This is a genomic window from Streptomyces gottesmaniae, assembly GCF_031845845.1.
GTDB classification, from domain to species: Bacteria; Actinomycetota; Actinomycetes; order Streptomycetales; family Streptomycetaceae; genus Streptomyces; species Streptomyces akebiae.
Genome location: NZ_JAVRFJ010000004.1, coordinates 32,881 through 57,875, shown reverse-complemented (window position 1 = coordinate 57,875; position 24,995 = coordinate 32,881). Strand labels below are relative to the sequence as shown.

General features: G+C 68.3%; 23 protein-coding genes and 6 pseudogenes. 14 read left to right on the top strand and 15 right to left on the bottom strand.

Annotated elements, in window-relative coordinates; translation table 11 throughout:
• Positions 1 to 166: 166 nt before the first annotated feature.
• Positions 167 to 325 (bottom strand): annotated as a pseudogene (locus tag RM704_RS06065) (alpha/beta hydrolase); the annotation flags it as partial.
• A 77-nt stretch (positions 326 to 402) separates the two neighbouring features.
• Entirely contained in the window at positions 403 to 792 is a 390-nt protein-coding gene (locus RM704_RS06060) for a hypothetical protein (RefSeq protein WP_157856824.1), read from the bottom strand.
• A gap of 508 nt (positions 793 to 1,300) precedes the next feature.
• Between RM704_RS06060 and RM704_RS06055 the strand changes: the two genes are divergently transcribed.
• From RM704_RS06055 to RM704_RS06045, 3 genes and pseudogenes are all read left to right on the top strand, one after another.
• Positions 1,301 to 1,576: a hypothetical protein gene (locus RM704_RS06055; protein ID WP_311589935.1), complete on the top strand. Its 276-nt coding sequence runs from the start codon at positions 1,301 to 1,303 to the stop codon at positions 1,574 to 1,576.
• 51 nt (positions 1,577 to 1,627) lie between these two features.
• Positions 1,628 to 1,759 carry a hypothetical protein gene (locus RM704_RS06050; RefSeq protein WP_311589933.1) on the top strand — a complete coding sequence of 44 codons (132 nt, stop codon included), beginning with the start codon at positions 1,628 to 1,630 and terminating at the stop codon, positions 1,757 to 1,759.
• A 62-nt stretch (positions 1,760 to 1,821) separates the two neighbouring features.
• Positions 1,822 to 2,825 (top strand): annotated as a pseudogene (locus RM704_RS06045) (IS5 family transposase).
• Positions 2,826 to 2,844: 19 nt separating this feature from the next.
• On the opposite strand, the gene RM704_RS06040 reads toward RM704_RS06045, so the two are convergent.
• Positions 2,845 to 3,342 carry a hypothetical protein gene (locus RM704_RS06040; protein WP_033532207.1) on the bottom strand — a complete coding sequence of 166 codons (498 nt, stop codon included), beginning with the start codon at positions 3,340 to 3,342 and terminating at the stop codon, positions 2,845 to 2,847.
• Positions 3,343 to 3,570: 228 nt separating this feature from the next.
• Between RM704_RS06040 and RM704_RS06035 the strand changes: the two genes are divergently transcribed.
• Positions 3,571 to 4,326, top strand: coding sequence for a hypothetical protein (locus RM704_RS06035; RefSeq protein WP_311589929.1), 756 nt, complete (start codon positions 3,571 to 3,573; stop codon positions 4,324 to 4,326).
• Between the two features lie 221 nt (positions 4,327 to 4,547).
• Entirely contained in the window at positions 4,548 to 4,994 is a 447-nt protein-coding gene (locus tag RM704_RS06030) for a hypothetical protein (RefSeq protein ID WP_311589926.1), read from the top strand.
• Between the two features lie 514 nt (positions 4,995 to 5,508).
• On the opposite strand, the gene RM704_RS06025 is transcribed toward RM704_RS06030, so the two are convergent.
• The 5 genes and pseudogenes from RM704_RS06025 to RM704_RS06005 form a co-directional block, all read right to left on the bottom strand.
• Positions 5,509 to 5,697, bottom strand: a complete 189-nt coding sequence (locus tag RM704_RS06025; protein ID WP_311589925.1) for a hypothetical protein — start codon at positions 5,695 to 5,697, stop codon at positions 5,509 to 5,511.
• Positions 5,698 to 6,601: 904 nt separating this feature from the next.
• Positions 6,602 to 6,824: pseudogene (locus RM704_RS06020) on the bottom strand (SpoIIE family protein phosphatase); the annotation flags it as partial.
• Positions 6,825 to 6,937: 113 nt separating this feature from the next.
• Positions 6,938 to 8,308, bottom strand: coding sequence for a glycoside hydrolase family 43 protein (locus tag RM704_RS06015; protein WP_078937531.1), 1,371 nt, complete (start codon positions 8,306 to 8,308; stop codon positions 6,938 to 6,940).
• A gap of 156 nt (positions 8,309 to 8,464) precedes the next feature.
• Positions 8,465 to 10,099 carry a GDSL-type esterase/lipase family protein gene (locus RM704_RS06010; RefSeq protein WP_033532210.1) on the bottom strand — a complete coding sequence of 545 codons (1,635 nt, stop codon included), beginning with the start codon at positions 10,097 to 10,099 and terminating at the stop codon, positions 8,465 to 8,467.
• Between the two features lie 539 nt (positions 10,100 to 10,638).
• Positions 10,639 to 12,069 carry a family 43 glycosylhydrolase gene (locus RM704_RS06005; RefSeq protein WP_438828898.1) on the bottom strand — a complete coding sequence of 477 codons (1,431 nt, stop codon included), beginning with the start codon at positions 12,067 to 12,069 and terminating at the stop codon, positions 10,639 to 10,641.
• A gap of 307 nt (positions 12,070 to 12,376) precedes the next feature.
• On the opposite strand from RM704_RS06005, the gene RM704_RS06000 reads away from it, so the two are divergent.
• The gene (locus RM704_RS06000) at positions 12,377 to 12,550 is read left to right on the top strand and encodes a Rossmann-fold NAD(P)-binding domain-containing protein (protein ID WP_157856825.1); all 174 of its coding nucleotides are present in this window, start codon (positions 12,377 to 12,379) and stop codon (positions 12,548 to 12,550) included.
• A 27-nt stretch (positions 12,551 to 12,577) separates the two neighbouring features.
• Here the strand turns inward: RM704_RS06000 and RM704_RS05995 are convergent, their stop codons facing one another.
• Positions 12,578 to 12,781: a hypothetical protein gene (locus tag RM704_RS05995; RefSeq protein ID WP_033532211.1), complete on the bottom strand. Its 204-nt coding sequence runs from the start codon at positions 12,779 to 12,781 to the stop codon at positions 12,578 to 12,580.
• Positions 12,782 to 12,940: 159 nt separating this feature from the next.
• On the opposite strand from RM704_RS05995, the gene RM704_RS05990 reads away from it, so the two are divergent.
• Positions 12,941 to 13,513: a pyridoxal-dependent decarboxylase gene (locus RM704_RS05990; protein WP_311590236.1), complete on the top strand. Its 573-nt coding sequence runs from the start codon at positions 12,941 to 12,943 to the stop codon at positions 13,511 to 13,513.
• A 38-nt stretch (positions 13,514 to 13,551) separates the two neighbouring features.
• Here RM704_RS05990 and RM704_RS05985 read toward each other — a convergent pair.
• A pseudogene (locus RM704_RS05985) lies at positions 13,552 to 13,761 on the bottom strand (transposase); the annotation flags it as partial.
• Between the two features lie 207 nt (positions 13,762 to 13,968).
• Here RM704_RS05985 and RM704_RS05980 point away from each other — a divergent pair.
• The 4 genes from RM704_RS05980 (at position 13,969) to RM704_RS05965 (ending at position 18,052) form a co-directional block, all read left to right on the top strand.
• Positions 13,969 to 15,441 carry a non-reducing end alpha-L-arabinofuranosidase family hydrolase gene (locus RM704_RS05980; protein ID WP_192829861.1) on the top strand — a complete coding sequence of 491 codons (1,473 nt, stop codon included), beginning with the start codon at positions 13,969 to 13,971 and terminating at the stop codon, positions 15,439 to 15,441.
• Positions 15,442 to 15,702: 261 nt separating this feature from the next.
• The gene (locus tag RM704_RS05975) at positions 15,703 to 16,038 is read left to right on the top strand and encodes a LysR substrate-binding domain-containing protein (RefSeq protein WP_033532213.1); all 336 of its coding nucleotides are present in this window, start codon (positions 15,703 to 15,705) and stop codon (positions 16,036 to 16,038) included.
• Between the two features lie 249 nt (positions 16,039 to 16,287).
• Complete coding sequence (locus RM704_RS05970) at positions 16,288 to 16,836, top strand: YciI family protein (protein ID WP_033532214.1); 549 nt, start codon at positions 16,288 to 16,290, stop codon at positions 16,834 to 16,836.
• A gap of 73 nt (positions 16,837 to 16,909) precedes the next feature.
• Entirely contained in the window at positions 16,910 to 18,052 is a 1,143-nt protein-coding gene (locus tag RM704_RS05965; RefSeq protein ID WP_033532313.1) for a GDSL-type esterase/lipase family protein, read from the top strand.
• A gap of 123 nt (positions 18,053 to 18,175) precedes the next feature.
• Here RM704_RS05965 and RM704_RS05960 read toward each other — a convergent pair whose 3' ends face one another.
• The 3 genes and pseudogenes from RM704_RS05960 to RM704_RS05950 form a co-directional block, all read right to left on the bottom strand.
• A complete protein-coding gene (locus RM704_RS05960; RefSeq protein ID WP_438828897.1) occupies positions 18,176 to 18,691 on the bottom strand; it encodes a helicase associated domain-containing protein in 516 nt (171 codons plus the stop codon).
• Positions 18,692 to 18,784: 93 nt separating this feature from the next.
• Positions 18,785 to 19,313 (bottom strand): annotated as a pseudogene (locus RM704_RS05955) (IS5 family transposase); the annotation flags it as partial.
• Between the two features lie 159 nt (positions 19,314 to 19,472).
• Positions 19,473 to 20,993, bottom strand: coding sequence for a helix-turn-helix domain-containing protein (locus RM704_RS05950; RefSeq protein ID WP_157856827.1), 1,521 nt, complete (start codon positions 20,991 to 20,993; stop codon positions 19,473 to 19,475).
• Positions 20,994 to 21,151: 158 nt separating this feature from the next.
• Between RM704_RS05950 and RM704_RS05945 the strand changes: the two genes are divergently transcribed.
• The gene (locus RM704_RS05945; protein ID WP_192829863.1) at positions 21,152 to 21,325 is read left to right on the top strand and encodes a hypothetical protein; all 174 of its coding nucleotides are present in this window, start codon (positions 21,152 to 21,154) and stop codon (positions 21,323 to 21,325) included.
• Between the two features lie 85 nt (positions 21,326 to 21,410).
• Positions 21,411 to 22,485: pseudogene (locus tag RM704_RS45455) on the top strand (IS630 family transposase).
• A gap of 392 nt (positions 22,486 to 22,877) precedes the next feature.
• Here the strand turns inward: RM704_RS45455 and RM704_RS05930 are convergent.
• Complete coding sequence (locus tag RM704_RS05930) at positions 22,878 to 23,174, bottom strand: UbiA family prenyltransferase (RefSeq protein WP_311589912.1); 297 nt, start codon at positions 23,172 to 23,174, stop codon at positions 22,878 to 22,880.
• A 24-nt stretch (positions 23,175 to 23,198) separates the two neighbouring features.
• Positions 23,199 to 23,606: a hypothetical protein gene (locus RM704_RS05925; RefSeq protein WP_311589909.1), complete on the bottom strand. Its 408-nt coding sequence runs from the start codon at positions 23,604 to 23,606 to the stop codon at positions 23,199 to 23,201.
• Positions 23,607 to 24,074: 468 nt separating this feature from the next.
• Here RM704_RS05925 and RM704_RS05920 point away from each other — a divergent pair, with 468 nt between their 5' ends.
• Positions 24,075 to 24,938: an oxygenase MpaB family protein gene (locus RM704_RS05920; protein ID WP_033532217.1), complete on the top strand. Its 864-nt coding sequence runs from the start codon at positions 24,075 to 24,077 to the stop codon at positions 24,936 to 24,938.
• Positions 24,939 to 24,995 lie beyond the last annotated feature (57 nt).

Genomic DNA, 24,995 nt, shown 5'->3' with positions numbered 1-24,995 from the left:
GCTCCTGGCCCTTCATGAAAACAACCTCAAGGAGACTCCGGCGAGCGGCCGTTGTTGAAGATGACCCCGCGCTCGCCGACGCTCACCGGGACATTGACCCACCGGGCCTTGCCGTCGACGGACGAGGCGTACTGGCAGCGGTGACCGGTGTCTTGGCCGTAAGCGATACGTGGGTCTGCTGACCAGCCGGTACACCTTGCTTCTCAGCGAGGCCGGACAGCGTCAGCGGGTGGACGCCATGGCTGGCCGCACGCAGATGCGGCACCACATCGTCCCACGCCCACGATCCGAGTCGCGCACCTGCAATTAGCACAAAGTTCGCCATGGCCGCACGGTAGCGGAGCGGCCCGACGACCGCTCCGGAAATACTCTCGATACACGCTCTAGTTCACGTCGAGAGCGTCAGCACTTCTCCTTCCGCGCCTGCTGGATCAGCGGCTCGGCCTTGTCCAGCGTGAAGGTGACCTGCCAGGTCACGGCCGCCCGGTGCAGGGTGTCGGCGAACTCCTGGTAGCCGTGGTCCTGTTGAGCCGCGTCGGCGGCGCGGTTGGTCGCCGTGTTCAGGTACTGCTCGGCGGTCCGGTAGTAGGGGTCGGTCAGATCCGACGGCCGGGAGCGGGCGAGGTGGTCGGTCAGCTGCTGCAGGGAGGCGCAGGAGGACTTGGCAAACCCGCGCGCCGCCACCGTGGCCTTGGAGGGCGTCGAGCTGCAGGCCGACAGGGAGAGCGTGGACGTTAACAGCAGGGGCAGGGGCAGTGATAGACGAAGTATCAGCTGACGTCGACCAGTCATGGGTCAATCCTAGTTACCATGACGGCCCGACCGCCCGGAAATCCGGTGGGCCCGCCGCCATCGTCCGGCCCGGCCCGCATCTGGACCTTGTCCGCTCTGGCCTGCAACGCGGCCATCAACGACGGCACCGCCACCGCCCACCCTCGCCTCAACGCCCGCGCACCTCGGCGGGCTCATCACCCGCGACGGTAGAAGCCAGCCACACGATCACATACCAAAACCCCGCGAAGCACCCCAACGAGGCACCCTCACTGAGTATGTACCCACCCCAATCGGTCCAACTTCTTCGTCGCTAAACAGCGTTGGTCCAACTTCGGTGGCAAACCGTCCAACTCCGCTGTCACAGGTCGACACGACTTCGACCGAACCTCGACGCAGGGAACGGCTGCAAGCGCTGGGGAGCTTTCAGAAAGCGACGCCCGATCAGCTGTGGAAGCTGACCCGCCCGGGCATCCAGCACGACAAGCTCACGCGGGACAACCGCCTGGATCTGGAGGAACACCACCTGGTGAGGATCGAATCGGTCCAGGACGACCAGCGACAGGTATGGGTGCTCACCAAGCGACGACACAGCGAAGCGAAGACACTGCTGGAGCCGAAAGACATACGAGTCTCGGTGCTCCGCGAAGAGAAGTACGACCCGGTCACCGGGAAGCTGCTCGGCACCGGCTACGACGACCACGCCGCAGCGGTCACCTCCACGGCCGCCGAACTCCATCACGCTGGGATCGGCCACCGGCTCGGCTTCCAGACCGAGATCGGCCACCGGCTCGGCAACGGGTAGGTGCAGCGGGCGGACCTGGTGATACGGGCGCCGGCCTCGGGAGTGCCGGTCATGCTGCTGGAGATCGACCGCCGCCGCGAGGACACCCACGACCTGGTGCACAAGCTGCACCGGTACTGGCAGTGGGGCCGACTGCTGCCGCCGGACGCGGACAAGCACACCATGGACCTAGGGCCTGTGTGACGTCGTGATCAATCTTGCCGATCCGGGTCCGCCTGGATGGCTGATCCGGTAGGAAGACGATCGTGACGCGCAGGCAACTCACCGAAAAGCAGTGGAAGTTGATTGAGCCGTTCTTGCCGATAGGCGAGTACGGCCCGTACCCCGAGCGGCTGCGGGAGCAGTTCGAGGGGGTGATCTGGCGGTTCCGCACCAGCAGCCAGTGGCGGGAGATGCCCGGCGAGTTCGGCCCATGGGCGACGGTCTATGGCCGCTTCCGTGTCTGGAGGGACGCCGGCGTCTTCACCGCACTGCTGGAAGGCGTGATCGCCGAGGCCGCTTGTCAAGGGCAGACGGACTTGTCTTTGGTCAGCGTGGACTCCACGACCGCCCGCGCCCATCACGACGCCGCCGGGATGTGCATCGGCAAGGAGGTCTTGGACGCCCTTGAGGAAGCCGCCGCCGAGCAGGAGCGGACCCGGCAAAAGGGGGCGGCCCGCCGTTACAGACCGGACAGGACGGAAGCGACGACCCCGGCCGGGAAGAGCGGCGGCGCATCAGGCGACGACGCAAGTTGCGTCTGAAGGAAGCCCTGCTCGGCAGGTCCCGAGGGGGGTTGACGAGCAAGGTTCATCTCGCCGCGGACCGCCGGTGCCGTCTGTTGTCGTTCGTCCTGACCGCGGGACAGGCAGCCGACAGCCCGCAGTTCGTCCCCGTGCTGCAGAAGGTGCTGGTCCGCCTGCCGGTCGGCCGTCCCCTAACTCGGCCTGGAGCTGTCGCTGCGGACAAGGCCTACTCGTCCCGCGCCAACCGCTCTTACCTGCGCAAACGCAATATCAAAGCAGTCATCCCGGAGAAGAAGGACCAGGCAGCCAACCGAAAGAAGAAGGGCAGCCGGGGCGGTCGGCCCACATGTCACGACGTCGATCTCTACAAGGAGCGGAACACCGTCGAGCGCCTGATCAACAAGCTGAAGGCCTGGCGGGGCATCGCGACTCGATACGACAAGACACCCGAGAGCTACCTCGCCGGCCTCCACCTCCGCGCCTCGATGATCTGGATCAATGACCTGCTGAAGGCAACCGCCTGATCACGACATCACGCAGGCCCTAGTCGGGGATTCCTGGCATGCCCCATCGGGCGGCTCTGTCGCTGACTTCGGCTTTCGGGCAGGTATGGCGCAAGGTCGTGAGTGCCGGGGGGCGGGCCGGGCGGCCGAAGAGGCGCTGCCTGCCGTGCACGTTCAGGCGGAGTGTTGCCAGGTCGTGCACGTTGTCGTGAATGAGGACGACGCGGGTGACGTGCTGGGGGTCGTGTTCGGTGGTCCGTCCGCCGACGCGGCGGAGGCGGACTCTGGCAGGACCGTCGGCTCCACCCGGGACGATGCGCGCCTCGACCAGGCGCCGTCGGTCCCACCCCCAGTACGCGATCTCCCCGAGCAGGTAGACGGCACCTGCGTAGAGGACCCATGTGGCGTCCGAGTCCGTCCACATCAGCAGGCCGAAGAAGCCGAGGCAGCCGGCCGTCACCCCGATGCGCCGGAGCCGCGGAACCATCTGCATGCTCTTGTCGTCCGCGTCCCACAGCAGATCCTCGCTGGCAGCCATTCCGCCATCATGTGCCCTGCCCGTCTTCGTGGAAAGCCCAGAATGTGCTTCAAGGACAGGTCGACTCAGGGGACTTCGACTCATACTGTGCTGCGTGTTGGTTCCGTGGGCTGCGCGGTGATCCGTCCAGCATCGGGGTCGATGCGGCGGATCGTGGAAGGCCGGCCGCAGCGAGCAGGAACCGGCGAACCAGCCGCTGCCAGGTGATCCTCTGCAATTGCCTCCCTGTTGAGTTTCTCGAAGGAGACTCCCCAGTTCTCCGCCCAGCAGCCGATTGATCACGACATCACACAGGTCCTAGCCCGCTCCCGGCCGGACGCGATCGAGCACATCGACCACGACAAGCGGCTGTGGCGCCGCATCTACCCGCCGACCGGCCGGGAGGGCCTGGCGCCGGTGGCGTTCGTGTTCGCGGACACCACGGACACGAAGGTCGCCAACACGGTCGCCGTGCTGGAGGAGGCCGGCCGACCCTACTGGGCACCACGCCGGTACGACACCTACCACCCGGGCATCACCGCCCTCGACTACGGCCAGGCCGTGCCCGTCCGCGTCACCACCCTGGAGCAACTCCAGGAGCACGGCGCGGACACGGCCGTGTGGCGGCGGCTGGGACGGACGGGCAACCAGACGCTGACCGTCGCTCTCGGCAACCCCGACGGCGACGACCTTTACCACCTCCAGGCCGCCCGCGCCCACGCGGAAGAGAAACAGCGCCGGGCTGCTGAGCGGGAGGCACGGGGGCCGGTCTGCCAGGAGTGCGGCCAGAAGTTCACCGATCAGCGCTGGGAGGAGAGCACCACACGGGATCCCTGGAAGACCGGCAACCCGTACATGTGCCGCAACTGCTGGACCAACTACCTCGCAGGCAAGGAAGCCGCCGCCGAGGCCGCCCGCCTCCAGGCCGCCGCACCGCCGGAGCCGGAAGACGACCACGACCAGGAGCCGGGCAAGCTCCGCGGCCTGTTCCGCCGACGAACCTGACCGGCATGGGCCAGCGCCCGGATCAGCCCGCCCGCCGGGACGGCTTCCGAAGTCGCCGCGCCACCCGGCGGGATGAGGAAGGCCACGGCGCATTGCGCCCTGGTCACGGCGTACTCAGGTACTCCGATGTCATCAACCGGAAGGCAGGGATCAGCAGGCAGCAGGAGAAGGAATCGGCGCGGGCAAACTTTGACGGCTACCCGGGAGCCCTGTGGTACGCGATGTCCCGTCTCCACGCAGCCCACCCCGAGCCGGTCGGCCGCAGCGTGCCGTTCGAGCGGCCGTCGGCGCTGCTGTCGTTCACGGAGCCGGACGACATTGTCCTCGCGGCGCGGGTGGGACTGTCCGGGACAGAGACGATGGGCCACCTTCACGACCTGATCGCTACGGTGACGCGCGGCCTCTCCGGGGGCAGTCGGATCGGCGAGTCCGCTCTCGTGCCCGACCTCGTGCTGGAGGTCATGGTCGGCAGGCGGCAGGAACTGGCGCTGCACACCGGCCATATCGCAGGCATCACCAAGCTCCTGCGGGAGTCCATCGGCACCCTCGGCATCAGCACTCTCGGCGCCCGCACACCCGTGGCCGGCCAGTGTTTCCACTGCGAGGGGACCGGGCATGCCCGCCCGCTGTGGGAGCGGTCGCGGACAGTCGACATCGACGTCTCGTAGTTCCCGTCAGCGCGCTCGCGGTGGTGCTGGGCGATCCCGCCCAGCACCACCGTCCAGGGCGCGGCGGCGGACCAGGCCAGCGCGGTAGTCGCCGGGCAGTCCGGTCAGGGTCGGACGCGCCCGCCGCTCGGGCCGCCCTGTTGTCCGGACAGGGCCGGGATGTTGGTGTTCCCGCGTACGCTCGGATCACAACCCCGCCGTCAGTCGCGGAGGAGAGGACTTCCCGGCACCAGTGCTTCCCGGATGCACGCGTGTCGAACGACAGGTCACAGCGCGCGGCGCGAATGCGGATGAACTCGAAGCCCTCGGCTTGCCCAGGTACGCCATGTCTCCAGTCGTGGTCTACCAGGCCATTCAGTAGGACCAAGACGGCAACATCCTGGCGGCCACGACCACCGTCGTCCCGTCCCAGCATCCGAGTCCCGAGGGCTGGGATTCGGACCTGGGCGACCGATAGCACCTCCGTATCCAGGACGTGCCACGCGCAGGCGTCCCTCAACGTGTGGTCACGGGTTCAGGCGGCCAGGGCGTCCCGCAACTCGCGTACGGCGCGCTCGTGGTGGTGCTGAGCGGGGATCGCCTCGTACAGGTTCAGGGCGCGGCGGCGGACCAGGCCGGTGACTGTACGGCGGCACGCCTGCTCGGTGTCGCCGTCGTGGTGGGAACACGCCGCCGCGTCGATGTTCAGCAGGGTGCGGGTCATGGTGCTGGTCGGCGCGGACAGCTCCAGGGCGCGCTTCCGGCTGACGTGGGCGAGGCGGGTGTCCCCGTGTCCGACCGCTCGCCCTCGGGGAGCCGGTCCATGAGGGCGTCTGAAGCGTGTGCCCCACCCTGCGCCTCAGTCACGGCCCGCAGCGGCGGTTGGCCCGGGGGCGTATCTTCCTGCTGCGCTTTGGACTGAGCGGCGTGGGCGCCGTAGTCGCGTCCTTGAGTCGGCTTCGACACCCGCCTTGGCTGACTGACCGATCTCTTGGAGGCGGTCAGGGGGAGCGGGTTTGTATGTCGTCGGCTGGGCGTCTCGCGTCGTCCGCGGTTGTCGGGCGGGGGAACAGGTGGTCCTCGAAGGCGTCCATGGCGCAGAGGAATGCCAGCATCCGGGCGGGCAAGAGCAGGGCGAGCAGGATCACAGGGCCTCCCGGAGGTGGTCGGGCCTGTGGAGCCGATGGTGTCGCTTCTCAGGAGGGGGCCGAACGGCGTAGTGCACATGTCATGCACCCTGGCGCAGCGTCGCCACCGGGTCCGGGCCGCCGTCAGTGCGGCGACGTCAGGCCGGGCACCTCGGCGGGGGAGGGTCAGGGCGTGCGCGGTGCCAGTGTGCGGGGTGGCGCCACAGCCCGGAGGCATCGCGGGCGACATCGACCCCGACTTTCAGCACCAGCTCCGGTTCCCCAGCATGACGTCCAGCGTCCCCCGGCTGCCCCACCCGGCGGAAACGACCAGCCTGTCCATGAATGACCGCGCCGCGCCGGGGCGAGTAGCCCGGCGACCGTGCTGCTCGCTTTCCGGGCGAGGGGGCTGGTGCGGCCGGCGTGACTATTGGTGCCGCTGCCGCGCTGCTGACAGCGGCGGCACCAGGGCTTACCCGCGGAAGGCGACGAGACGCGTCGGTGAGCGCGTTCGGCGAGCGGGTAGAAGCGGCCCTCGGCGTCGCGTGCCTCGGTGATCCCGTCGGTGTAGAGCAGGAGCTGATCGCCGGGGCAAGTCGGCACGGAACGGCTCCGGCGGTTCCGTACCATGTGCCGCCAAGCCGAGGGGGAGCGCGTAGGAGGAAGGCTCGTGCCAGGCGATCGTGTCGTCGGCGCGTACCAGCAGGGGCGCCGGGTGGCCGAAGCACCGCGTACGGCGCTCCCGACGCGGCGGCCGGCGACCGGCGAGAAGCAGGAGGGTCCCGCCCGGGTACGGGCGGGACCCTCGTCATTCAGAGCCTGCGGAAGGCGATCTGGTCAGGCCCAGGGGTTCACCGCCGTGAAGGAACTGTCGGCGCGGAAGGTGTCCGTGGCCTGGTACGGGTCCACGCGCAGCGCGTAGTTGTAGTGCCGGATGTAGCGGCCGGGGTAGTTGTACGACTCCAGGCGGACGGAGCCGGAGTTCGTACCCGGTCGGGCGCAGTACGTGGCGTCCTTCTTGAAGATGTCCGTTCCGTTGCTCGCGTCGAACCGGACCCGGAAGTCCCAGTGGCGCAGGTAGCGGCCGGAGGAGTCGCGGAAGGAGTAGCAGTTCGCGTCGGCCAGGCCCGGGACGATCGTCCAGGTGGCGCTCTGCTTGACGGCGGTGGTGCTGGAGGCGGTCACCGGGTCGGCGTAGGCGAGGCTGTCGGAGCGGACGACGCCGTAGCGGCCGGTGAAGTTGACGGACTGGAGCGAACGGGTCGTGTTGGTCGGCAGGGTGGCGCCGCCGGACACCGTTTCCTTGAGCACGGTCAGGTGGCGGACGGTGCCGCTCAGGCCGGGCAGTTCGGTGGGCGCGGACCAGGTGGCGAAGTTGTCGTAGCTGTCGCTGTACCAGTACTTGGTGTCGCGGTAAGCGTCGTAGTAGATCCGCCAGCCGCCGTTGTCGAGCTGGACGAGCGCGGGGCCCTCCACGAAGTCGCCGAAGCCCGTCCAGTTGCCGGTCTTCTGGAAGGTGTACGGACCCGTGAGGTTGGAGGCGGTGGCGTACTCGATGTACTTCGTCGTCTCGTTCTTGGTGAACGCGTGGTAGGTGGAGCCGATCTTGACGATGAAGGTGTCGATGTAGTTGGGGCTGATGCCGCTCAGCGCGGTGGGGGTGCTCCAGGCCGTGAGCGCGGAGTTTGTGGCGGTGAGCTTGTACGGCTTGAAGGTGAACTCGCCACCAGCGGTCGTGGACGCCGACAGGATGATGTTGACGCTGCCGTCGGTGTCGACGAACCACTCCGGCGCCCAGGCGCGGGCCAGGCCGCTGATCGGGACCGTGTAGTCGTACAGGAAGGTCCAGTTGAGGCGGTCGGTGGAGCGGGCGAAGCCGATGGTGGTGCTCAGCGCGGACCAGGTACGAGTGGTGTAGGTGAGGTAGTAGAAGCCGTCGGTGTGCTTGAAGATGCTGGGATCCCGGATCATCCCGGACGGCGGAACGTAGGCCGGGCCCTTTCGCAGGGTGAACGCGGTGGCGTCAGGCGAGTCGTACACGTACATGTTCGACTCGCTGTTGTTGGTGAACGCGGTCATCGTGTACCGCGTCGCCTGCCCGGCGGGCGGGGCCGCGGCTCCGGCCGTGCCGCCGAGGGCAGTGGTGAGGCCCAGCAGGGCGGCCACCGAGGTGAGGAGGGCGAGGACCGCCCTGAGGGTTCTGTCCAACGCTGCTTGTCCCATTTCTGCGTGAAGTGCCCAGAGGTTTCGGGCATGTTCGAAATATCGGATATTGTGCGCAACTTCGAGGCAGTTCCGTCCGGTGCCCCGTAGGGGAAGAGGGGGCACCGGACGGAACTACGCCGCCCGGGAGGTGGGTACCGCTCAGGAGGTGAGCAGCGAGAGGTCCACCGTGTTGGCGATGGCCTGCATGCCGGCGCTGTTGGGGTGCAGATGGTCGCCGCTGTCGTAGGCGGGGAGCAGCTGCGCCGGGTTGGCCGGGTCCCGGAGCGCCGCGTCGAAGTCGATCACCGCGTCGAAGGCGCCGCTGGTGCGGATCCAGTCGTTGACCTGGGCGCGGATGGCGGCCTTGGCGGCGGTCTGCGTGGAGTTCGGCAGGATGGTCCCGCCGATGATCCGGACACCGGCCTGGTGCGCCTGGTCGATCATGGTCTGGTAGCCGGCGATGATCTGGGCGGCGGTGACGCTGCTGTTGTTGATGTCGTTGATGCCCTCCAGCACGATGGCGTTCTTCACGCCCGGCTGGGTCAGGACGTCATGGGAGAACCGAGTCATGGCCGCGATACCCTGCTGCGCGCTCGGACTGTTGGTGACCACGCGGTTGCCGCCGATGCCCGCGTTGACCACGCCGAGGCGCTGGCCGCCGGACTCGGCCTGCAGCCGCCGGGCGAGGTAGTCGGGCCAGCGCCGGTTGGCGTTGTCGGTGGCGCTGGAGCCGTCGGTGATGGAGTCGCCGATGGCCACGACGGTTCCCTTGGCCGTGGGTGACACCACGTCGAGTCCCGCGACGTAGAACCAGCGGGCCGTGGTGGTGGTGAAGCTCGCCGCGGCCTCCTCGGCCGCGCGGTTGCCGGTGCCCGCAGCGGATAGGTACGACGTCTGGTGGGCGTCGTAGTGGTAGGTGGAGGCACCGGTGGTGCCCGGGAGATAGACGCTCACCAGCAGGTTCTGCTCCGCGACGACCGGCATCGCGATGACGTCGCTGGTCAGTTCCTGCCAGGCGGGGATGGTCGGCGTGGCCGAACGGCCGAAGGTCACGGTTCGCGTGGTGCCGGCGACCGCGGCGGCGCCGCTGGACTGGACCGCCACCGTGACGGCACCGACCGAGAGGGCGGTCGTGCTGCGCAGGTTGGACAGCCGGATGCGCAGCCCCGCGCCGGAGGTGTTGTTGTGGACGACCATCCGGATGGTCTGCGCGTTGAAGCTCTGGCCGCCGCTGACCATGGCCGGGCCCCAGGTCGCCGAGCGCGGGCGCTCGGTCAGGCTCCACTGCTGGTTGGTCGTGTTCTTGCAGGTCCACTGGATGAGCGCGCGGTCCTCCGCGGTGGAGTTGCTGGAGACGTCCAGGCACAGGCCGCTGCGGGCGGAGACGATCGCCGAACCGCTGAAGGTCCAGCTCTGGTTGCTGGCGCCGGTGCAGGCCCCCTGGACGATCGCGGTTCCCGCGGTTGTGGAGCCGCTCTTGACTTCCATGCACTTGCCGCTGTTGATGTTGACCAGCGAGAAGGTGCCGTCGCCGTGGTCGACCGCCTCCCACAACTGGCCGGGGCCCCCGGAGGCGGTCTTCTGCACGACCGTCGCGCCGTTGCCCAGGGAGTCCGACAGCACGGCGGCGTTCTTGCCGCTGTGCGCCGCTGTCAGCGCGTAGACGTGGCCGCCCTGCGGCGCGCCCGCGGCCGAGGCGTCTGCCGCCGGGACGAGCGCGAGTCCGACAGCGGCCAGGCAGGTGGCGGATGCCGTGGCCGTGAGTCTGGCAGAGAGTCTTCGGACGGTGTGCATGCGGCCCTTCTTCCTGGGTGGGGACGTGCGGCTCTTCCGCGTGGGGACGTGCGCGTCTTCTTCGTGGAGACGTGCGGGTCGAGGGGGCTGAGGCGCTCAGGAGGTGACGCTCCGCAGCGTCAACTGCTGGTCGAGCCGGCTTCCGCAGGTCTACTGGACCAGCGCGGCCCCGTCGGCGGAGGCCGAGTCGGGGCCCCGGAGTCGGCGAGGTGGACGGTGGCGCCGGTCATGTCGCCGAGTGCGGGGAAGCCGTGTGCGCGGACGGCGTGGGAGCGGCGTTGATGTACGGCAGGAGTGGGGGGGTGGGTGAAACCCGTGAAGTACAGCCGGACGTTGATGGTGACGTGCTCAGAGAAATGATGGAATCAGGCACGCGTTCTGGGGGGGCGCGAGGTGCCCAGGCGCCTCGCGCCCGCAGGGGACCGCCACCGCTGCCCCTCGCAACAGGCCGAGGAGGAGCGAGACGCCGGCCGAGTCGGACGCCCCCGCTTGTAGAACGGACGAAGCGGTCCGCATAGATCACGGGGTGCGCAGGGAGGTCAGGTCGTGGGGACGAGGCGCCACTGCTGGCAGTTGTTGTTCAGCCAGGTCCACAGCCGTACGTCGGTCCCGTCGGCGGTGCCGCAGTTGGCCACGTCGGCGACCTTGCCGCTGTTCTCGTTCACGATCCGCACGTAGTCGCCGGTGGCCGTGTGGACCAGTCGGAACTTCTGGCAGTTGTTGTTCAGCCAGGACCACTGCGCGATGTCCGTGCCGTCGGTCGTGGTGCAGTTCGCGGTGTCCGCGACCTTGCCGGTCGCGACGTTGACGAGCCGACTGGTGTCGTCGCCGAGGTCCTCGACGCGCCACTTCTGGTTGGCGCCGCCGTGGCAGCTCCACTGGAAGATGGGGGCGCCGTCCAAGGTGCTGCCGCCCTCGACGTCCAGGCACTTGCCGCTGTTGCGGTTCACCAGGGTGTACGCGGTCGGGGTCGTCGCCGTCTCGCCCGACGGGCCGGGCAGCGTGGTGCCGAGCGCGACCGGGGTGCCGAAGTTCGGCGTGCCGTCCGCGTTCCAGGTGAACTTCTGCGCCCGCGTCGTACGTTCGTTGCCGCAGCCGTCGCTCGCGGAGGTGTTGGCGTGGTAGACGATCCAGTTCTCGGTGCCGTCCGGCGAGGAGAAGAAGCCGTTGTGGCCGGGGCCGTAGACACTCGCCGCGTCGTTGCGCTGGAAGACCGGCGTGGACTTCTTCGTCCAGGAAGCGGGGTTCAGCGGGTTGGTACCAGTCAGTTCCAGCTGGCCCAGCTTGTAGTCCGGGGTCATGCAGTAGCTGGCGGAGAAGGTGAGGAAGGTGCGGCCGTCGTGGTACAGCGGCTCGGGTCCCTCGTTGACCGCGGCCCCCGAGGTCTCCCAGCTCGCGGTGGGGCTGGAGATGATGGTGAAGGTGCTGCTGGCCAGCGTGTACGGGTTGCTCATCGGCGCGATGACCAGGCTCTGCGGACTGCCGTTGATGTAGCCGCTGCCGACCAGGTACAGGCTGTTGTTCGTCTTCAGGACCGTGGCGTCGATGAGCCAGCCGCCGGAGCTGAGGTTGGAGCCGCTGAGCTGGTTCTTATAGGTGTACGGGCCCATGGGGTCGGTGCCCGCGCTTTCCAGGACGTGGGTGCGCTGGGAGTCGCAGCAGGCGACACCGCTCTGCGCCGCGGAGTAGTACAGGTACCAGTGGCCGTCGAAGAAGTGGATCTCGGGTGCCCAGATGTTGGTGTTGCGGGTGGGGGTGGTGTCGCTCCAGATCTGGACGCTGGCGGCGGTGGAGAGTCCGGCCAGGGTCGGTGACTTCCGCATGGTCAGCACACCCGTGAAGGATGTGGTGACCAGGTAGTAGTTGCCGTTGTAGTACTCGAGCCAGGGGTCGGCGCCCTTCTGCGACTTGACCGGGTTGGTGTACGGGCGGCCCTCGGCGGCGGTGGCCGGTGTCGTCGCCGACACCATGGCGATCAGTACGGCGAGCACACACAGGATCAGGGACCTGTGGCGTCTGGCGGAGGGCTGCTCTGACATCTGGGGCATGCGGGACCGTCCCTGTCCGTAATTACGAACGTAGTTCGTAAATTCGATCAGAAGATAAGCGGGGGCCGTGGTTCCGTCAACGCTTTCGTCGCACGCGCTTTACCTGCGAACGCGTCCCGCGTAACAGGCCGCGACGGAGCCGCCCACCGGCCGGCTCTCACGGCAGCCTGACAAAACGGCCCGGCGCGTTCTTCAAGCCCCAGTTGCAAGACGGGAGTTGAAGGGGTGCGTGCAAGAGGCGTTCATCGACGCCGAGGACATGGCGGAACCGGCGGTGGACGCCCTCACGGAGGACGGCCACGCCGGACGGTGCTACGAACTCAGCGGCCCCAGGCTGATGACCTTCGGCGACGCGGTGTTGGATCCCGGGCCGCCGACCGCGACATCCGTTACGTGCCGCTGACCCCGGAGGCGTACGCCGACGATCCCGTCACGCCGGGCGGCGACGTGCGCCCTGGTCGCGTTGGAACAGCGGGGTGTTGACCTCGGAGACGTCAGGTTGCACGGTCAACGGCTGTTCGGTCGGGACCAGCCGGCTGAACGCTGCTACGTCGATCTGGGGCGGAACGCCTTCGGAGACATGGGACGTCTCCTGGACGACGGAGTGGCCTGGCTGGAAGTGCTGCGCCCTCACCGCAGCAAACCCATGGAGGCACTGATCATCGAGCCGACGCCTCGCGCTGAAGTTCCCGACTTGTATTGGCCGTAGCGGAGCGCGGTCGGGTTGGCCGCTCGTAGCGTTCCGTAGGACGCTGGGCTGGATGGCTCGTGAGGTTCCTGCCGCCCTTCGGGGCTGGCCCGCTCGGGGTGTGCCGCCGACGCACACAAGTGGTTCTACACCGCCTTCGACGCCTCGTTCATGTGGGTGAGGGATGCCCGAGCGCTGCCCACAGCGCTGTCCATCACGCCGGAGTACCTGCGTAACGCTGCGACCGAATCGGGCGAAGTCATCGACTACCGAGACTGGCAGGTCCCGTTGGGCCGTCGTATGCGTGCGTTGAAGATCTGGTCGGTGGTGCACGGCGCCGGACTGGAAGGCCTGCGCGAAAGCATCCGCGGCCACGTCGCTATGGCTAACTCCTTGGCCGGCCGGATTGAGAGCGAGTCGGGCTTCGCCCTGGCCACCCCGCCATCACTGGCACTCGTATGTCTGTACCTCGTCGACCGGGAAGGGCGCCCCGACGACGCCGCTACCAAGGCAGCAATGGAGGCGGTCAACGCCGAAGGGTATTCCTTCCTCACGCACACATCGGTCAACGGTCACTTCGCGATTCGCGTCGCCATCGGCGCGACGACGACGCTGCCCGACCACATCGACACCCTGTGGGACTTGCTTCGCAAAGCCGCTCGCCAGAGCGGTGGATGACTACTGACCTTGGCGGATTGGCTTCGGGTGCCGGGGTTGAGGGTCAGGCCGGTTTCGGTGGGGCAGCCGTCGATGAGTCCCGGGCGGCGCTGGATGTGGGCGAGGCCTTGACGGAGGGTGCGGGTGAGGTGGTCAGGGTCGGTGAATGCGGTGTTGGCCATCGGGTCTCTTCGTAACAGGGACCAAACCCCTTCCACCGGGTTCAAGTCGGGGCTGTAGGAGGGGAGCTGGACGATCGTGAGCCAATTGAAGCCGCCTAATTTCGGCCTGCGAACGTCTCTGCCCGCGAGTTTTGCGCGAGGTATTGACGCTGATCACCGGAACCCTATTATCCAGTTTGCTCGACACTTCGATCTTTGTTCGGCATAGCGAACAGGCAGGGCTGCACCACACCGCCTCCGGGCAGCCTCTGACGGGCCAACCGGAGCCGCTTGCTCAAGGATGACGAGGTCCTTATGCACAGACGTATTTTCAGCCGCAGACGCCCGTCCGCGGTGCTCGCCGCCGCGGTCGCGGCCCTGGCCGCGTTGGCGGCGCTGCTCGTCGCCAGCCCGGCTCAGGCGGCCACCACCAGCGACGTGCGCGGTGTTGATTCCGGCCGCTGTCTCGATGTGTCGGGCTTCAGCCAGACCGATGGCGCGAACATGCACATCTGGGACTGCCACGGCGGAATCAACCAGCAGTGGACGTTGACGGACAGCAACCAGCTGACCGTGTACGGCAACAAGTGCCTGGATGTCCGGGGCGGCGCTACCACGTCCGGGACCCCGGTGCAGATCTGGACGTGCAACGGCAGTGACAACCAGCAGTGGCGCGTGAACCCCGACGGCACGATCGTCGGCGTGCGGTCCGGGCTGTGCCTGGAGGTCGCGGGCTGGGGCAAGGCCAACGGCACGGGAGTGCAGATCTGGTCGTGCCACGGCGGCGCCAACCAGAAGTGGACCGGCCTGTCCGGGGAGAGCAACGCGTGTGCTCTTCCGTCGACCTACCGCTGGACCTCGACCGGCCCGCTGGCGGAGCCGAAGGCGGGGTGGGTCGCGCTCAAGGACTTCACCACCGTGAAGCACAACGGCAAGCACATCGTCTATGCCACGACGCACAACACCCTCGCCGGTAACGACGGGCGCTGGGGATTGACGGCCTTCAGCCCCTTCACGAACTGGTCCGACATGGCCACCGCCACCCAGAACACGATCCCCTTCGACGGCATCGCGCCGACGCTGTTCTACTTCGCCCCTAAGAACCTCTGGGTGCTCGCCTACAACGGGGGTTGGCCCTACAGCTTCTCCTACCGCACCTCTAGCGACCCCACCAACCCCAACGGCTGGGGCCCGCAGCAGGATCTCTTCACGACCACCCTCCCGGACGTTGTAGATCCCGACGGCACGAGCCGGAAGAGGGGCCCCCTCGACGTGACCCTCATCGGCGACGACACGAACATGTACATGTTCTTCGCCGACGACGAGGGCGGCATCTACCGCGCCAGCATGCCCATCGGCAACTTCCCGGGCACCTTCGGTTCGTTCACGAAGATCATGAGCGACACGGCGCTCAACCTGTTCGAGGCGCCGGAGGTCTACAAGGTCCAGGGCCAGAACCAGTACCTCATGATCGTCGAGGCTCAGAACTACACGGGGTATGGTCGCTACTTCCGCTCGTTCACGGCCACCAGCCTCGGCGGCACGTGGACACCGCAGCCGCAGGCCAACACCGTGACCAGCCCCTTCGCCGGCAGTGCCAACAGCGGCGCGACGGCCTGGACCAGGGACATCAGCCACGGCGATCTGGTTCGCACCAACCCCGACCAGACCAAGACCATTGACCCCTGCAATCTGCAGTTCCTCTACCAAGGGCGCGACCCCAGCACCGACGGCGGGGACTACGGCACCCTGCCGTACCGGCCGGGCCTGCTCACCCTGCAGCGCTGACCCGCCTGATCCACGGTGATCGCGATGTGGTGCGGTCCGCCGACGCGTGGACGATCTGTCTACGGCGTGGGCAACTCCACCTGCTGACCGATTACTCACCGCCTCGAGGAACCCCAGCCGCGCGTCGGCTGGGGTTCCTCTCGTTCGTGGACTCTCATCGTGGGTACGGACCGAAGCCCTGTGACGCCACCGAGGATCCTGGGATCCGCCTGCCGGCCGTGGTGTGCCGAGAAATCCGCCTAGACGGACCTGACCGCGGCGGTGCGCGGCCAAGAACCAGGCATCACCTTCTCCTACGCCGCACTGGACCTTGCCGACCAGTACGAGGCGGTCCGCAGCCACCGCGTCGACGTGGGCATCGTCCAGTACGTCGGCCCCGTCGACGTGCTCGTCTTCGAGCACGCCCTGACCATGCCCTGGGTCGTGGTCGTCCCCGCCCGCTCTCCTCTCGCCGACGCCGACCGGCTGAGTGAGGCCGATCCCGCTGCCCTCGACGCGTTTGGGCACGACATGGCCCTGGGCGACTTTGGCGGCATGTACTTCTTCGTCTGTCGCAACGGCCCCGACACCCCATACACCCACCGCTACGACTGCTGAGTGCCCGCTTTCGAAGTTCCGGTGCGTGATCTTTGGGCGGCTGCGGGCCGTCTTGAGGTGGGGATGTCGGCGCCGAATGCTGCTTCTGTCACTTGGCTGCGGAGCAGCCGTGTTCGCAACTCACTTGGTTGTGACCGCGCGGCCGTGACGGCTACGCCGTTTGACGGGATGCTGCCTGGCTTCGAGTGCTGGTCATCGTTGCCAAAAGCCAGTTGAGAGGGCGCCTTTGATGGGGAAGGGTCTGTGGTCATGGAGTTCTTCTGCTACCACCGTGACCGGCCCGGCTCCCTTGCGTTACGCGAGGAGTTGCTGGAGGAGCACTGGTCCTACATGGACGGGTACGTGAAGGAGCTGATCGCGCGCGGTCCGACCTTCGCCGATGATGGTGAAACACCCACCGGCAGCGTGCACATCGTCGACCTGCCCGATCCCGCCGCCGCCCGCGCGTTCGCCTTCGACGAGCCCAACTACCAGGCCGGCGCGTACCGGGACGTGCTGCTGCGCCGGTGGCGCAACGTGCTGGGGCGCACCATGTGGGATTTCCCCGGCGGCCGGACCGGTGGCAACCGGTACCTGGTGCTCGGCCTCGGCGAGGGCCCGGCCGCCGACCTTGCCCTGCCGCGCGACCGGGACGAGCTGGTCGCGTACGGGCCGCTGCTGTCCGACGACGGCGACACCTGGCTGGGTACGGCAGTGCTGCTCAGGGCTGCGGATCCGGACACGGCACGAGCCGTCCTGACTGCGGACCGGTACGCGGACATCGAGGTCCACGACTTCGAGTTCGGCGGGCGCCGATGAGCCACGAATGCGCCGGGTCGATGTCATCTGCGGTCCACATTGACCTGGGACAGGAGCGGTGAAGGTGGCGACGCTGCGGGAGGTTCCGCTGGTGGGCGGGCCGGTGGAGTTACGGGGCGCGCTGGACCTGGAGACCACACAGGCAGGGGTGATGCCGCGCCGGTTGCCCGCGTGGACCAAGGAGCAGTACCAGGACCCGTCGGTCTACGGAGTGACCGTGATGCCTTCGGGGGTGCGGCTGGTGTTCCGCACCGATGCGCGCGCATTGGAGCTGGAGGTACTCACCTCCACCGGCCAGCTCGACTCCGACCTCCACCCTCGCCCGACCGGGATGCTGGAGCTGCTGGTGGACGGCCACCTGGCCGGGCGTCAGCGGGCACCGGTGGGCAACGTGCTGCGGATGGCGGGCCCCGGGGCCGCTCAACGGCTCATCCCGGGCGAACCAGCAACCGTACGGTTCGCCGGGCTGCCGGTCGGCATGAAGGGCGTCGAGGTGTGGCTGCCACAGCAGACCCCAACGGAGCTGGTGGCACTGCGCGCTGACGGCGAGGTGCTGGCACCGCTGCCGGACGGGAGGCGCCACTGGGTGCACTACGGCAGTTCCATCAGCCACTGCATCGAGGCCGACGGCCCGACCGGGACCTGGCCAGTGGTGGCAGCTGCGCTCGGCGGGGTAGAGGTGATCAACCTCAGCCAGGCGGGCAACGCGCTGCTGGATCCCTATGTCGCCCGGACGATCCGCGATACGCCATCCGACCTGATCAGCCTCAAGGTGGGCATCAACATCGTGAGCCTGTCCGCCTTCCGGCTGCGGACGTTCGGCCCGGCGGTACACGGATTCCTGGACACGATCCGGGACGGGCACCCGGACACCCCGCTGCTGTTGATCTCTCCGGTGAGCTGTCCGGCCCTGGAGGAGGCCCCCGGCCCGACCGCGACCGGCCCGGACGGCAGGCTCGCTGCCCTGGGTGACCCGGCCGATGTGGCCGGCGGGGCATTGTCGCTGGCGGTGGTCCGTGCCGAGCTGGCCCGGATCGCTGCGGTACGACAGGCGTCCGATCCCCACCTCCACTATCTCGACGGACGCGAGCTGCTCGGCCCGGACGAGGCAGATGACCTGGCCGACGGCCTTCACCCCACCGCCGCCGCATACCGTCGAATGGGCAAGCGCTTTGCAGCCCACGCCTTCGCCACCGACGGTCCCTTCGCTGAGTGAGCTGGGCTCCACACCCAGCACCAGGTGTGGAGCTTCCACGCTCCTCCGGCCGGAGACGGGCGGTGGGGGATTCAGATATCGGCCCATCCGGTATTGGGCGTGCGTGCGGGTCATCGGTGAACGTCAGCTGCGCCCGGGCTGTTCTGCAGCCCAGGTGTAGCCCAGCTCGGCGAGGGCGGCCCGCTGTTTCGCATCCAGCCGGTCGCGCCTGGCCTTCTGGTTACTCAGAAACACACCCAGCCTGATCGCCGAACCGTCCGACAGCACCTCGATGTGCGCCCTTCCAACGGCGGTTCTGCCTTCCCGCTGGATGTACTGGGCGAGGGCTGCCAGGCCGCGGCGGAAGGCCTGCTGTGCCTTGTTCGGGCCCTTCGTCGCACGCGTGGCCGCAGGGGCCGGAGGCGGCATCTCAGCGGGCTTCACACCCAGCCTGGACAGCCGTTCCTGCTGTTCTTCCGACAGCTCCACCCAGAAATTCGCCTGCCGTTGGAGCCACCGCCCGAGGTCGTCGCCCTCGAAGGTCACACCGGGCTGGATTTCGGGCAGGGCGCTGTGGGGTTCGTCGGCGGCGAGGTCGGCGAGGACGCGGTAGTGGCGTTGCCAGTCGAGCGGCCAGGGGCAGTTCCAGTCCGGGTCGATCGCGGCCAGCTGCTTTGCGCGCTCCGCGGCCCGATCCGGGTTCTTCCCCAGGCCGCCCTTCCGCCGGAGGTTGGTCCTGGCGGGGTGCGAGGTGCTGTCGAGCAGAGGCAGGAGTTGGGCGACGTCGTTGCGGCTTCCGCCGGTCAGCGACACCGCGAGCGGGGTGCCCTGTCCGTCGACGATGAGGTGGTGTTTGCTGCCCGGGCGTGCTCGGTCGACCGGGCTGGGTCCGCTTTATTGGGCCCCGTCGGGCCGCGCGGACGTGCGAGGAGTCGATCAGCGCCCGGGACCAGGCCAGCTGGTCCTTCGACCGCAGCTTCTCCAGCAGCACGTGCAGCCGGTCCCAGACGCCGGCCTCGTTCCAGGCCGCCAGACGCCGTCAAGAGGTCATGCCCGAGCCGAAGCCCAGCTCCTGGGGCAGGTACTCCCACTGGATCCCGGTGTGCCGGACGAAGAGGATCCCGCACAGGGCCTGGCGGTCCGGCACCCGCGGTCGCCCCTCGACCAGGTTCGGCGCCGGCTCGGGGAGCAATGGCTCGATGAGTGACCAGAGTTCATTCGAGGCGATCCACGGTCGCGACTGGCGTTTCCCCGCGACAAGACCAACGAGCGGACAAGCCAACAGGTCATATGATCAACAGCTTTTGTTAGAGCCAGTAAACCTTCGAGTAGAACCCTCTGAGCCACTAATCGATATGAGATCCGGACTTACGGATGCTGCCTCTCCCGAATCCCGGTCAGCGTTCTGACCTGGCCTTTTCGGGGCGAGTGCTCCATGACTTCAGGCGTTCTGCACGCTCTTGCCGCGATAGTAGCGGACGGCATTAGGGTACTGCGTGCGCTCCTGGTACAGGAGTACGTGTCCCTTGAGCGCGCTGATCTGCCACGTATCGCCGAGGCTCCGAGCGAGGAGCCGGAACGCCGTGTCTGCGGACAACGGGCCCTCCGGGACTACCAGCGGAGCGGCTTCCAGGTGGTCGGATCCCAGCTTGTGCCTGAAACGGTAGGGGAGCCCCGCCTTGATGAAATCGGCGAAGTCCTTCGGAGGCCACGTTCGACGCGTTCCGTCGTCATGCAGGGCCCAGTCCAGATCGATCGGGTGGACCATGTTGAAATGCTGGGTGCTGAGTTCAGAATGGTCCCGTTCCCGGCCCCCGTCCCTGTTGTCGAACCCGTTGAAGTTCCAGGGGAGTTGGGCGCCGTGCTCCTCCATGAGATACCTGATGACGAGCCGCTCGGGGGCGACTGCCGACATGTCGTCCTCAATGTACATGGAAGTGAAGCACATCTCCTGCGGGAGAATCCCTCTTCGGCCCAGGATCTTCCGGCGGAGGGCGTCGAGCTGGTCCGGTAGGGCCCGCTCGGATTTGCCCACATAGACAAGTTCTGGTGACAGGTACGGCACCTTGCGGATCAACTGGAAGATTCCGGGGCGCGGGACGATCTTACGCAGTTCCTCCTCGGACAGCGGTAGAGGTGCCTGCTCGTCAAGAGCCCGCCAGAGCCGGGCGCCCAGCGCCGCATCGAAGCCGAGATGAAAGCTGACGCCGTCACCGGCAGTGGACTGTCTGGTCGGATTCGCTGCGCGGAGGGTCCGGGGAGACAGGGCGCTTGAGGACTCACCCCGCGCCTCGTCCTCCTCGGCTTCGGTCTCGGCGGTCTCCAGTTGGCGTTCCAGCGCGGCACACCGCAGTTCGGCTTCGTGGGCGCGGTGCTGGGCTTTCTTCAGTTCCGCTTTGTACCGAGCGAGTGACTCCCGCAGGACGTCCCGCTCGGTGCGCAAGACCTCGAAGGCGTCAGACCGTTGCTCGAGTTCGATGCGGTGGGCCAGGCGCTCGGCGGCCCCTGTGTTCTCCAGCTGCCGGAGCTGGAATTGCTGCTCGTCGAGCTGCTCTTGGGTACGGCGGATCACCTCCCGCAGGAGTCGGGCCTCCTGCTGGAAATGGCGGCTCTCCCGGTCGACCCCTGCCAGCTGGTCGCGTAGGTCCTGCAGGGCGCCACTTGCCGGACTCGTGGCACGCAGGGCGGTCCGGTGCAGTTTGCGCACCACGTCCTTGGCGGCCGGCGTCAACTCGGTACCGGTCTCCCGGTCTCCGTTCTCGAGGAGTTGTTCGACGAAGTCGGCGGGAGGTACCAACGCGCCGCTGAAGAACCGGGAGAGGGTGGATCGGTCCCACGAGACGCGCACCGCGTAGCGACTCAGGGACACTCCAAGTCGCTGGGCCAAATCGCGCAGGGCGATGGCCAGTTCATAACGCTCTGGTCCGACCTTGGCTTTGTCGATGTCCTTCTGAAAGACCATCGTGCGGGGCCCCCTCGGAACCAGCTCCCCTTGCGACATCCGCTCTCCTCCGTCGACCCCACGGTGCCGTTGCGTGAAGTCGCAACAGTGTGCGCGTGCCGAAACGCGCGTCTGCCGTCCATGATCGGTCACCTGCACTGGACCGACCAAGGGGCCCCATGACTACCACTGTCGCGCTGATCGTCCTCCTGCTTCTGCTGTTCACCCTGCTGCTGGGCGGGGCGCTGTTCTACGTAGTCCACACACACCCAAATCTCGCGGTTCCTCTCACGGTTGCTATGGCTGGCGTGACCCTGCTGGCCACCTGTGTCGTTGGCATCATCGCTCGCTGAGTTCGGCGGACCCGTCACTGTACTGACCTTTTCGGGTTGCCTTCGGGTGGTGACGTTGGGTGATCCCTGCGGTATTGCCGGTGCTATGCGGTACGCGGATGGTGGGGGCCTGACTGCTGAGCGGCGGGCTGCGCGTGAAGGGATCCGGCTGGAGGCCGGGCGGAAGTTCGCTCGAGGTGACAGGAATTCGGTCATCGCCAAAAACCTGTGGGTGAGCGAGCGTTCGGTGGAGCAATGGCGCCGCAACTGGCGTGAAGGCGGTATGGAGGGTCTGAAGTCGAAGGGACCCTCGAAAGTGCCGAAGCTGTCGGACGAGCGGTTCGCCGTGCTGGAAAAGGAGCTGGCCAAAGGTCCGGGTGCGCATGGCTGGGAAGATCAGCGGTGGACTCTGGAGCGTGTCAGAACGCTGATCGGCCGCCAGTTCGAGGTCAGGTGCTCGATCGCGGGAGTGTGGCGGCTCCTGCACCGCCACGGCTGGTCCTGGCCGAGCCCGGCCCGCTGTGCGCAGGAACGTGACGAGCACGCGGTCGAGCTCTGGAAGAAGGACGTGCGGCCGCAGGTGGAGGCACCGCGGCGGCGCTCGGGGCATGGATCGTCTTCGAGGACGAGGCCGGGTTCGCGATGAGGCCGCCACGCGCCCGCACCTGGGACCGGCGCGGACAGACTCCCGTGGTGAGAGTGCGGGGCCGGTCCCGGCGGCGGATCTCGGTCGCCGCGATGTGCTGCTACCGGCCCGGCGAGAGGTCCCGGCTGATCTACCGGCCCCGATTCCACTCCTTGCTGAAGGGTGCACGCAAGAGCTTCGCCTGGCAGGACTACCACGATCTCCTGGTCCGCGCGCACCTGCAGCTCGGCGCTCCGATCATCGTCGTCTGGACCATCTCAACACTCATCGCACCGCTGGCCTGCGTGACTACGCCGCAGGCCACGACTGGCTCACGATCGTCCAGCTCCCCTCCTACAGCCCGGACTTGAACCCGGTGGAAGGCGTCTGGTCCCTGTTACGGCAAGGCCCGATGGCCAACACCGCATTCACCGACCCTGACCACCTCACCCGCACCCTCCGCCGCGACCTCGCTCACATTCAGCGCCATCCGGAACTCATCGACGGCTGCCTCACCGAAACCGGCCTGACCCTCAACACCGACACCCGAAGCTAAACCGCCAAGGTCAGTAACTCGGTGATGTCCTCCTGCCGGTGGCGGTGCTCGGGCAGGGCGGGCGAACGCTGATGATGCGCATGGTCATGGGTTCCTCCGGCCGGCTGGTCGAGCGGGTGGGCGCTGCGAGTGCTCGGCCAGGGCCGAGCGCGAAGGTCGGGGCGCGTCGGCCCAGGAGTGGCCGAGTGCCACGGAGCCGGGTCCGGCCCTGGGCGAGGGCGGCGCCGGGCGGCCGGGAGCCCGTCACCTGGAGGCCTTAGGGGCCGGCTGAGCAGGTCATCAGCCGGCCGCCACGAGCAGGACCACGTCGAGCAGGGCGATGGCCACTGCGGCACGGAAGGGAGCACGGGCGCGGGCGAACAGCGTGACCGGGGGCAGGACCGTCACCAGTGCTAGACCGCCCACGCCCAGGTCGGGGGCGGTCCTGCGGGGCCGAGCACGGTGACCAGCGAGGCGGCGGGCAGCAGCACGGCGGCAAGGAGGCGTGAGCGCCGTTCGCCGATCCGCTGAGGGAGGCCGCGGACGCCGGTACGTTCGTCGTCGGCGAGGTCGGGCAGCGTGTTGAGCAGGTGCGCCCCGACACCGAGCGTGGCGCCGGCGCCGGTCATCCACAGCGGGGCCCAGCCCTGGGCGGGGTCGGCGAGGGTGACCACCGAGGGCAGCGTCCCGAACGCGCAGGCGTACGGCACTCAGGACCACACGGTCGCCTTGAGTCAGATGTTGTAGGCGTGACCCGCGCCGGTGGCGAGAGTGGTGTTGACCAGCGCGCTGCGCCAGTCGGCCAGCGCGGACAGCACGAGGCAGGCGAATGCCGCCACGACCAGGGCAGGCACCACCCGGCCGACCGGGAGGGCTCCGGTGGCCAACGGCTTGTCGGTGCGACCGACGGCACGGTCGCGCCGGGGGTCCAGCAGGCCGTTGCCCCAGCCGATCGTGAGCTGGCCGGTGACCACCGCCGCGGTGACGGCGAGGGCGTCGAGCGGGTGCAGGTCGGCGCGTAGCGCGAGCAGAGCCGCGACGGCGGTGACCGCCAGGGCGGGCCCGCCGTAGGCGGCGACGAGCAGCGCGGGCACGGACGGCGATCCCACATGCGTCGGGACCGCGCGGGCCGTCACGGGCATCGCAGCACCTCCACCGGACTGTGCTGCCCGCACTGGCCGGGGCCGCCATCGAGAGCGAGCTGAGCTTCGCGCCCTGGCCGTACGGTCCGGCCTTCGCGCGGAACCCATACCGAGCCGCACCGCGCGGACCAGCGGCCTGACGCCGACCATGTCCGCGACGCCACCGGGTTGACGGGCGTGCTGACGGCAGGTCCGAACAGACCACCCGCGGGGGAGCCGAACCGACCCCCCCGCACGCTGGAGGAGCCGGGTGCGGACCATCCAACGGGGCAGGGGCATCATGCCGACCCTACAGAGATCCGGGCGCCCTCACCGATGCTTCCCGTTGCACACGCGATCACCGGGGACATACAGGATCGCTGCCACGTCGTCCGCCCCCTCACACGAGGCACTCCGACATTCGGCGGACGCCCCGACGACAACCCGGGCCCGTTTCCGTCGCAAAGGACGACGCCGCAGAATGGGACCATGGACAGGGACGTCCTCACCGTCTCCGGCGTGCGGGACAGGCTCGGCAAGGCGCTCTTCCGCCGTGTCGCGGGGCCGGACGGCCCCGCGAACCGTGCCCGCATCCACGACACTCCGGGGCCGCGGTGGTTCGGTCCGGAGCGGCCCATCCGTGTCGTGCACGGGGACGCCTCCATGTTCATCGGCGGGCTGCGCGCCCTGCTGCTGCAATCCCTGCACCCGCTGGCCATGGCCGCGGTGGCCGCTCACTCCGGGTACCGCGGCGACCCCTGGGGGCGGTTGCAGCGCACCAGCACATTCCTCGCCGTGACGACCTTCGGAACCGCCGACGACGCCCGGAGCGCCGTCGAACGGGTCCGCGCGATCCATGAGCGGGTCAGGGGGAGAACAGCGCAAGGTGAGCCCTACCGGGCCGCCGACCCCCACCTGCTCGAATGGGTGCACGTCACCGAGACGGACAGTTTCCTGCGCGCCCATGAGCGCTTCGGGGCCCAGACCCTCGCCTCCAGCGACTACGACGCCTACGTGGCGGACACGGCGAAGGTGGCGACGGCCCTCGGGGTGCCGGACCCGCCCCGGACGCGGGCGCAGCTGGACTCGCGCCTGGCCGCGTACCGTCCGGAACTCCGTGCCACCCCGGAGAGCAGGGCGGCCGCGCGCTTCCTGCTGGTACACCCGCCGCTGCCGCTTGCCGCCCGGCCGGCCTACGCCCTGCTCGCCGCCAACGCGGTGACGTCCCTCCCGGACTGGGCGCGCGGGCTGTTGGGCCTTCCCCGTTTCCCGGGTCTGGAGGACGTCGCGATACCGCTCACCGGCCATGTCCTGACCCGGGCGATCAGGTGGAGCATGAGTCCCTCGCGCTAAATGTGCTGTCCGGGGCCGAGCACCGGCGGCGCTCCGGACTCAGGGCCCGAGGCGCGC

Coding starts and splice junctions, on each gene's coding strand:
- RM704_RS06060 (WP_157856824.1), bottom strand. CDS start 792: ATGACTGGTCGACGTCAGCTGATACTTCGTCTATCACTGCCCCTGCCC.
- RM704_RS06050 (WP_311589933.1), top strand. CDS start 1,628: ATGCTGCTGGAGATCGACCGCCGCCGCGAGGACACCCACGACCTGGTG.
- RM704_RS06040 (WP_033532207.1), bottom strand. CDS start 3,342: ATGGCTGCCAGCGAGGATCTGCTGTGGGACGCGGACGACAAGAGCATG.
- RM704_RS06030 (WP_311589926.1), top strand. CDS start 4,548: ATGTCCCGTCTCCACGCAGCCCACCCCGAGCCGGTCGGCCGCAGCGTG.
- RM704_RS06025 (WP_311589925.1), bottom strand. CDS start 5,697: ATGACCCGCACCCTGCTGAACATCGACGCGGCGGCGTGTTCCCACCAC.
- RM704_RS06010 (WP_033532210.1), bottom strand. CDS start 10,099: ATGCACACCGTCCGAAGACTCTCTGCCAGACTCACGGCCACGGCATCC.
- RM704_RS06005 (WP_438828898.1), bottom strand. CDS start 12,069: ATGGTGTCGGCGACGACACCGGCCACCGCCGCCGAGGGCCGCCCGTAC.
- RM704_RS05980 (WP_192829861.1), top strand. CDS start 13,969: ATGCACAGACGTATTTTCAGCCGCAGACGCCCGTCCGCGGTGCTCGCC.
- RM704_RS05970 (WP_033532214.1), top strand. CDS start 16,288: ATGGAGTTCTTCTGCTACCACCGTGACCGGCCCGGCTCCCTTGCGTTA.
- RM704_RS05950 (WP_157856827.1), bottom strand. CDS start 20,993: ATGGTCTTTCAGAAGGACATCGACAAAGCCAAGGTCGGACCAGAGCGT.
- RM704_RS05945 (WP_192829863.1), top strand. CDS start 21,152: ATGACTACCACTGTCGCGCTGATCGTCCTCCTGCTTCTGCTGTTCACC.
- RM704_RS05925 (WP_311589909.1), bottom strand. CDS start 23,606: ATGCCCGTGACGGCCCGCGCGGTCCCGACGCATGTGGGATCGCCGTCC.
- RM704_RS05920 (WP_033532217.1), top strand. CDS start 24,075: ATGGACAGGGACGTCCTCACCGTCTCCGGCGTGCGGGACAGGCTCGGC.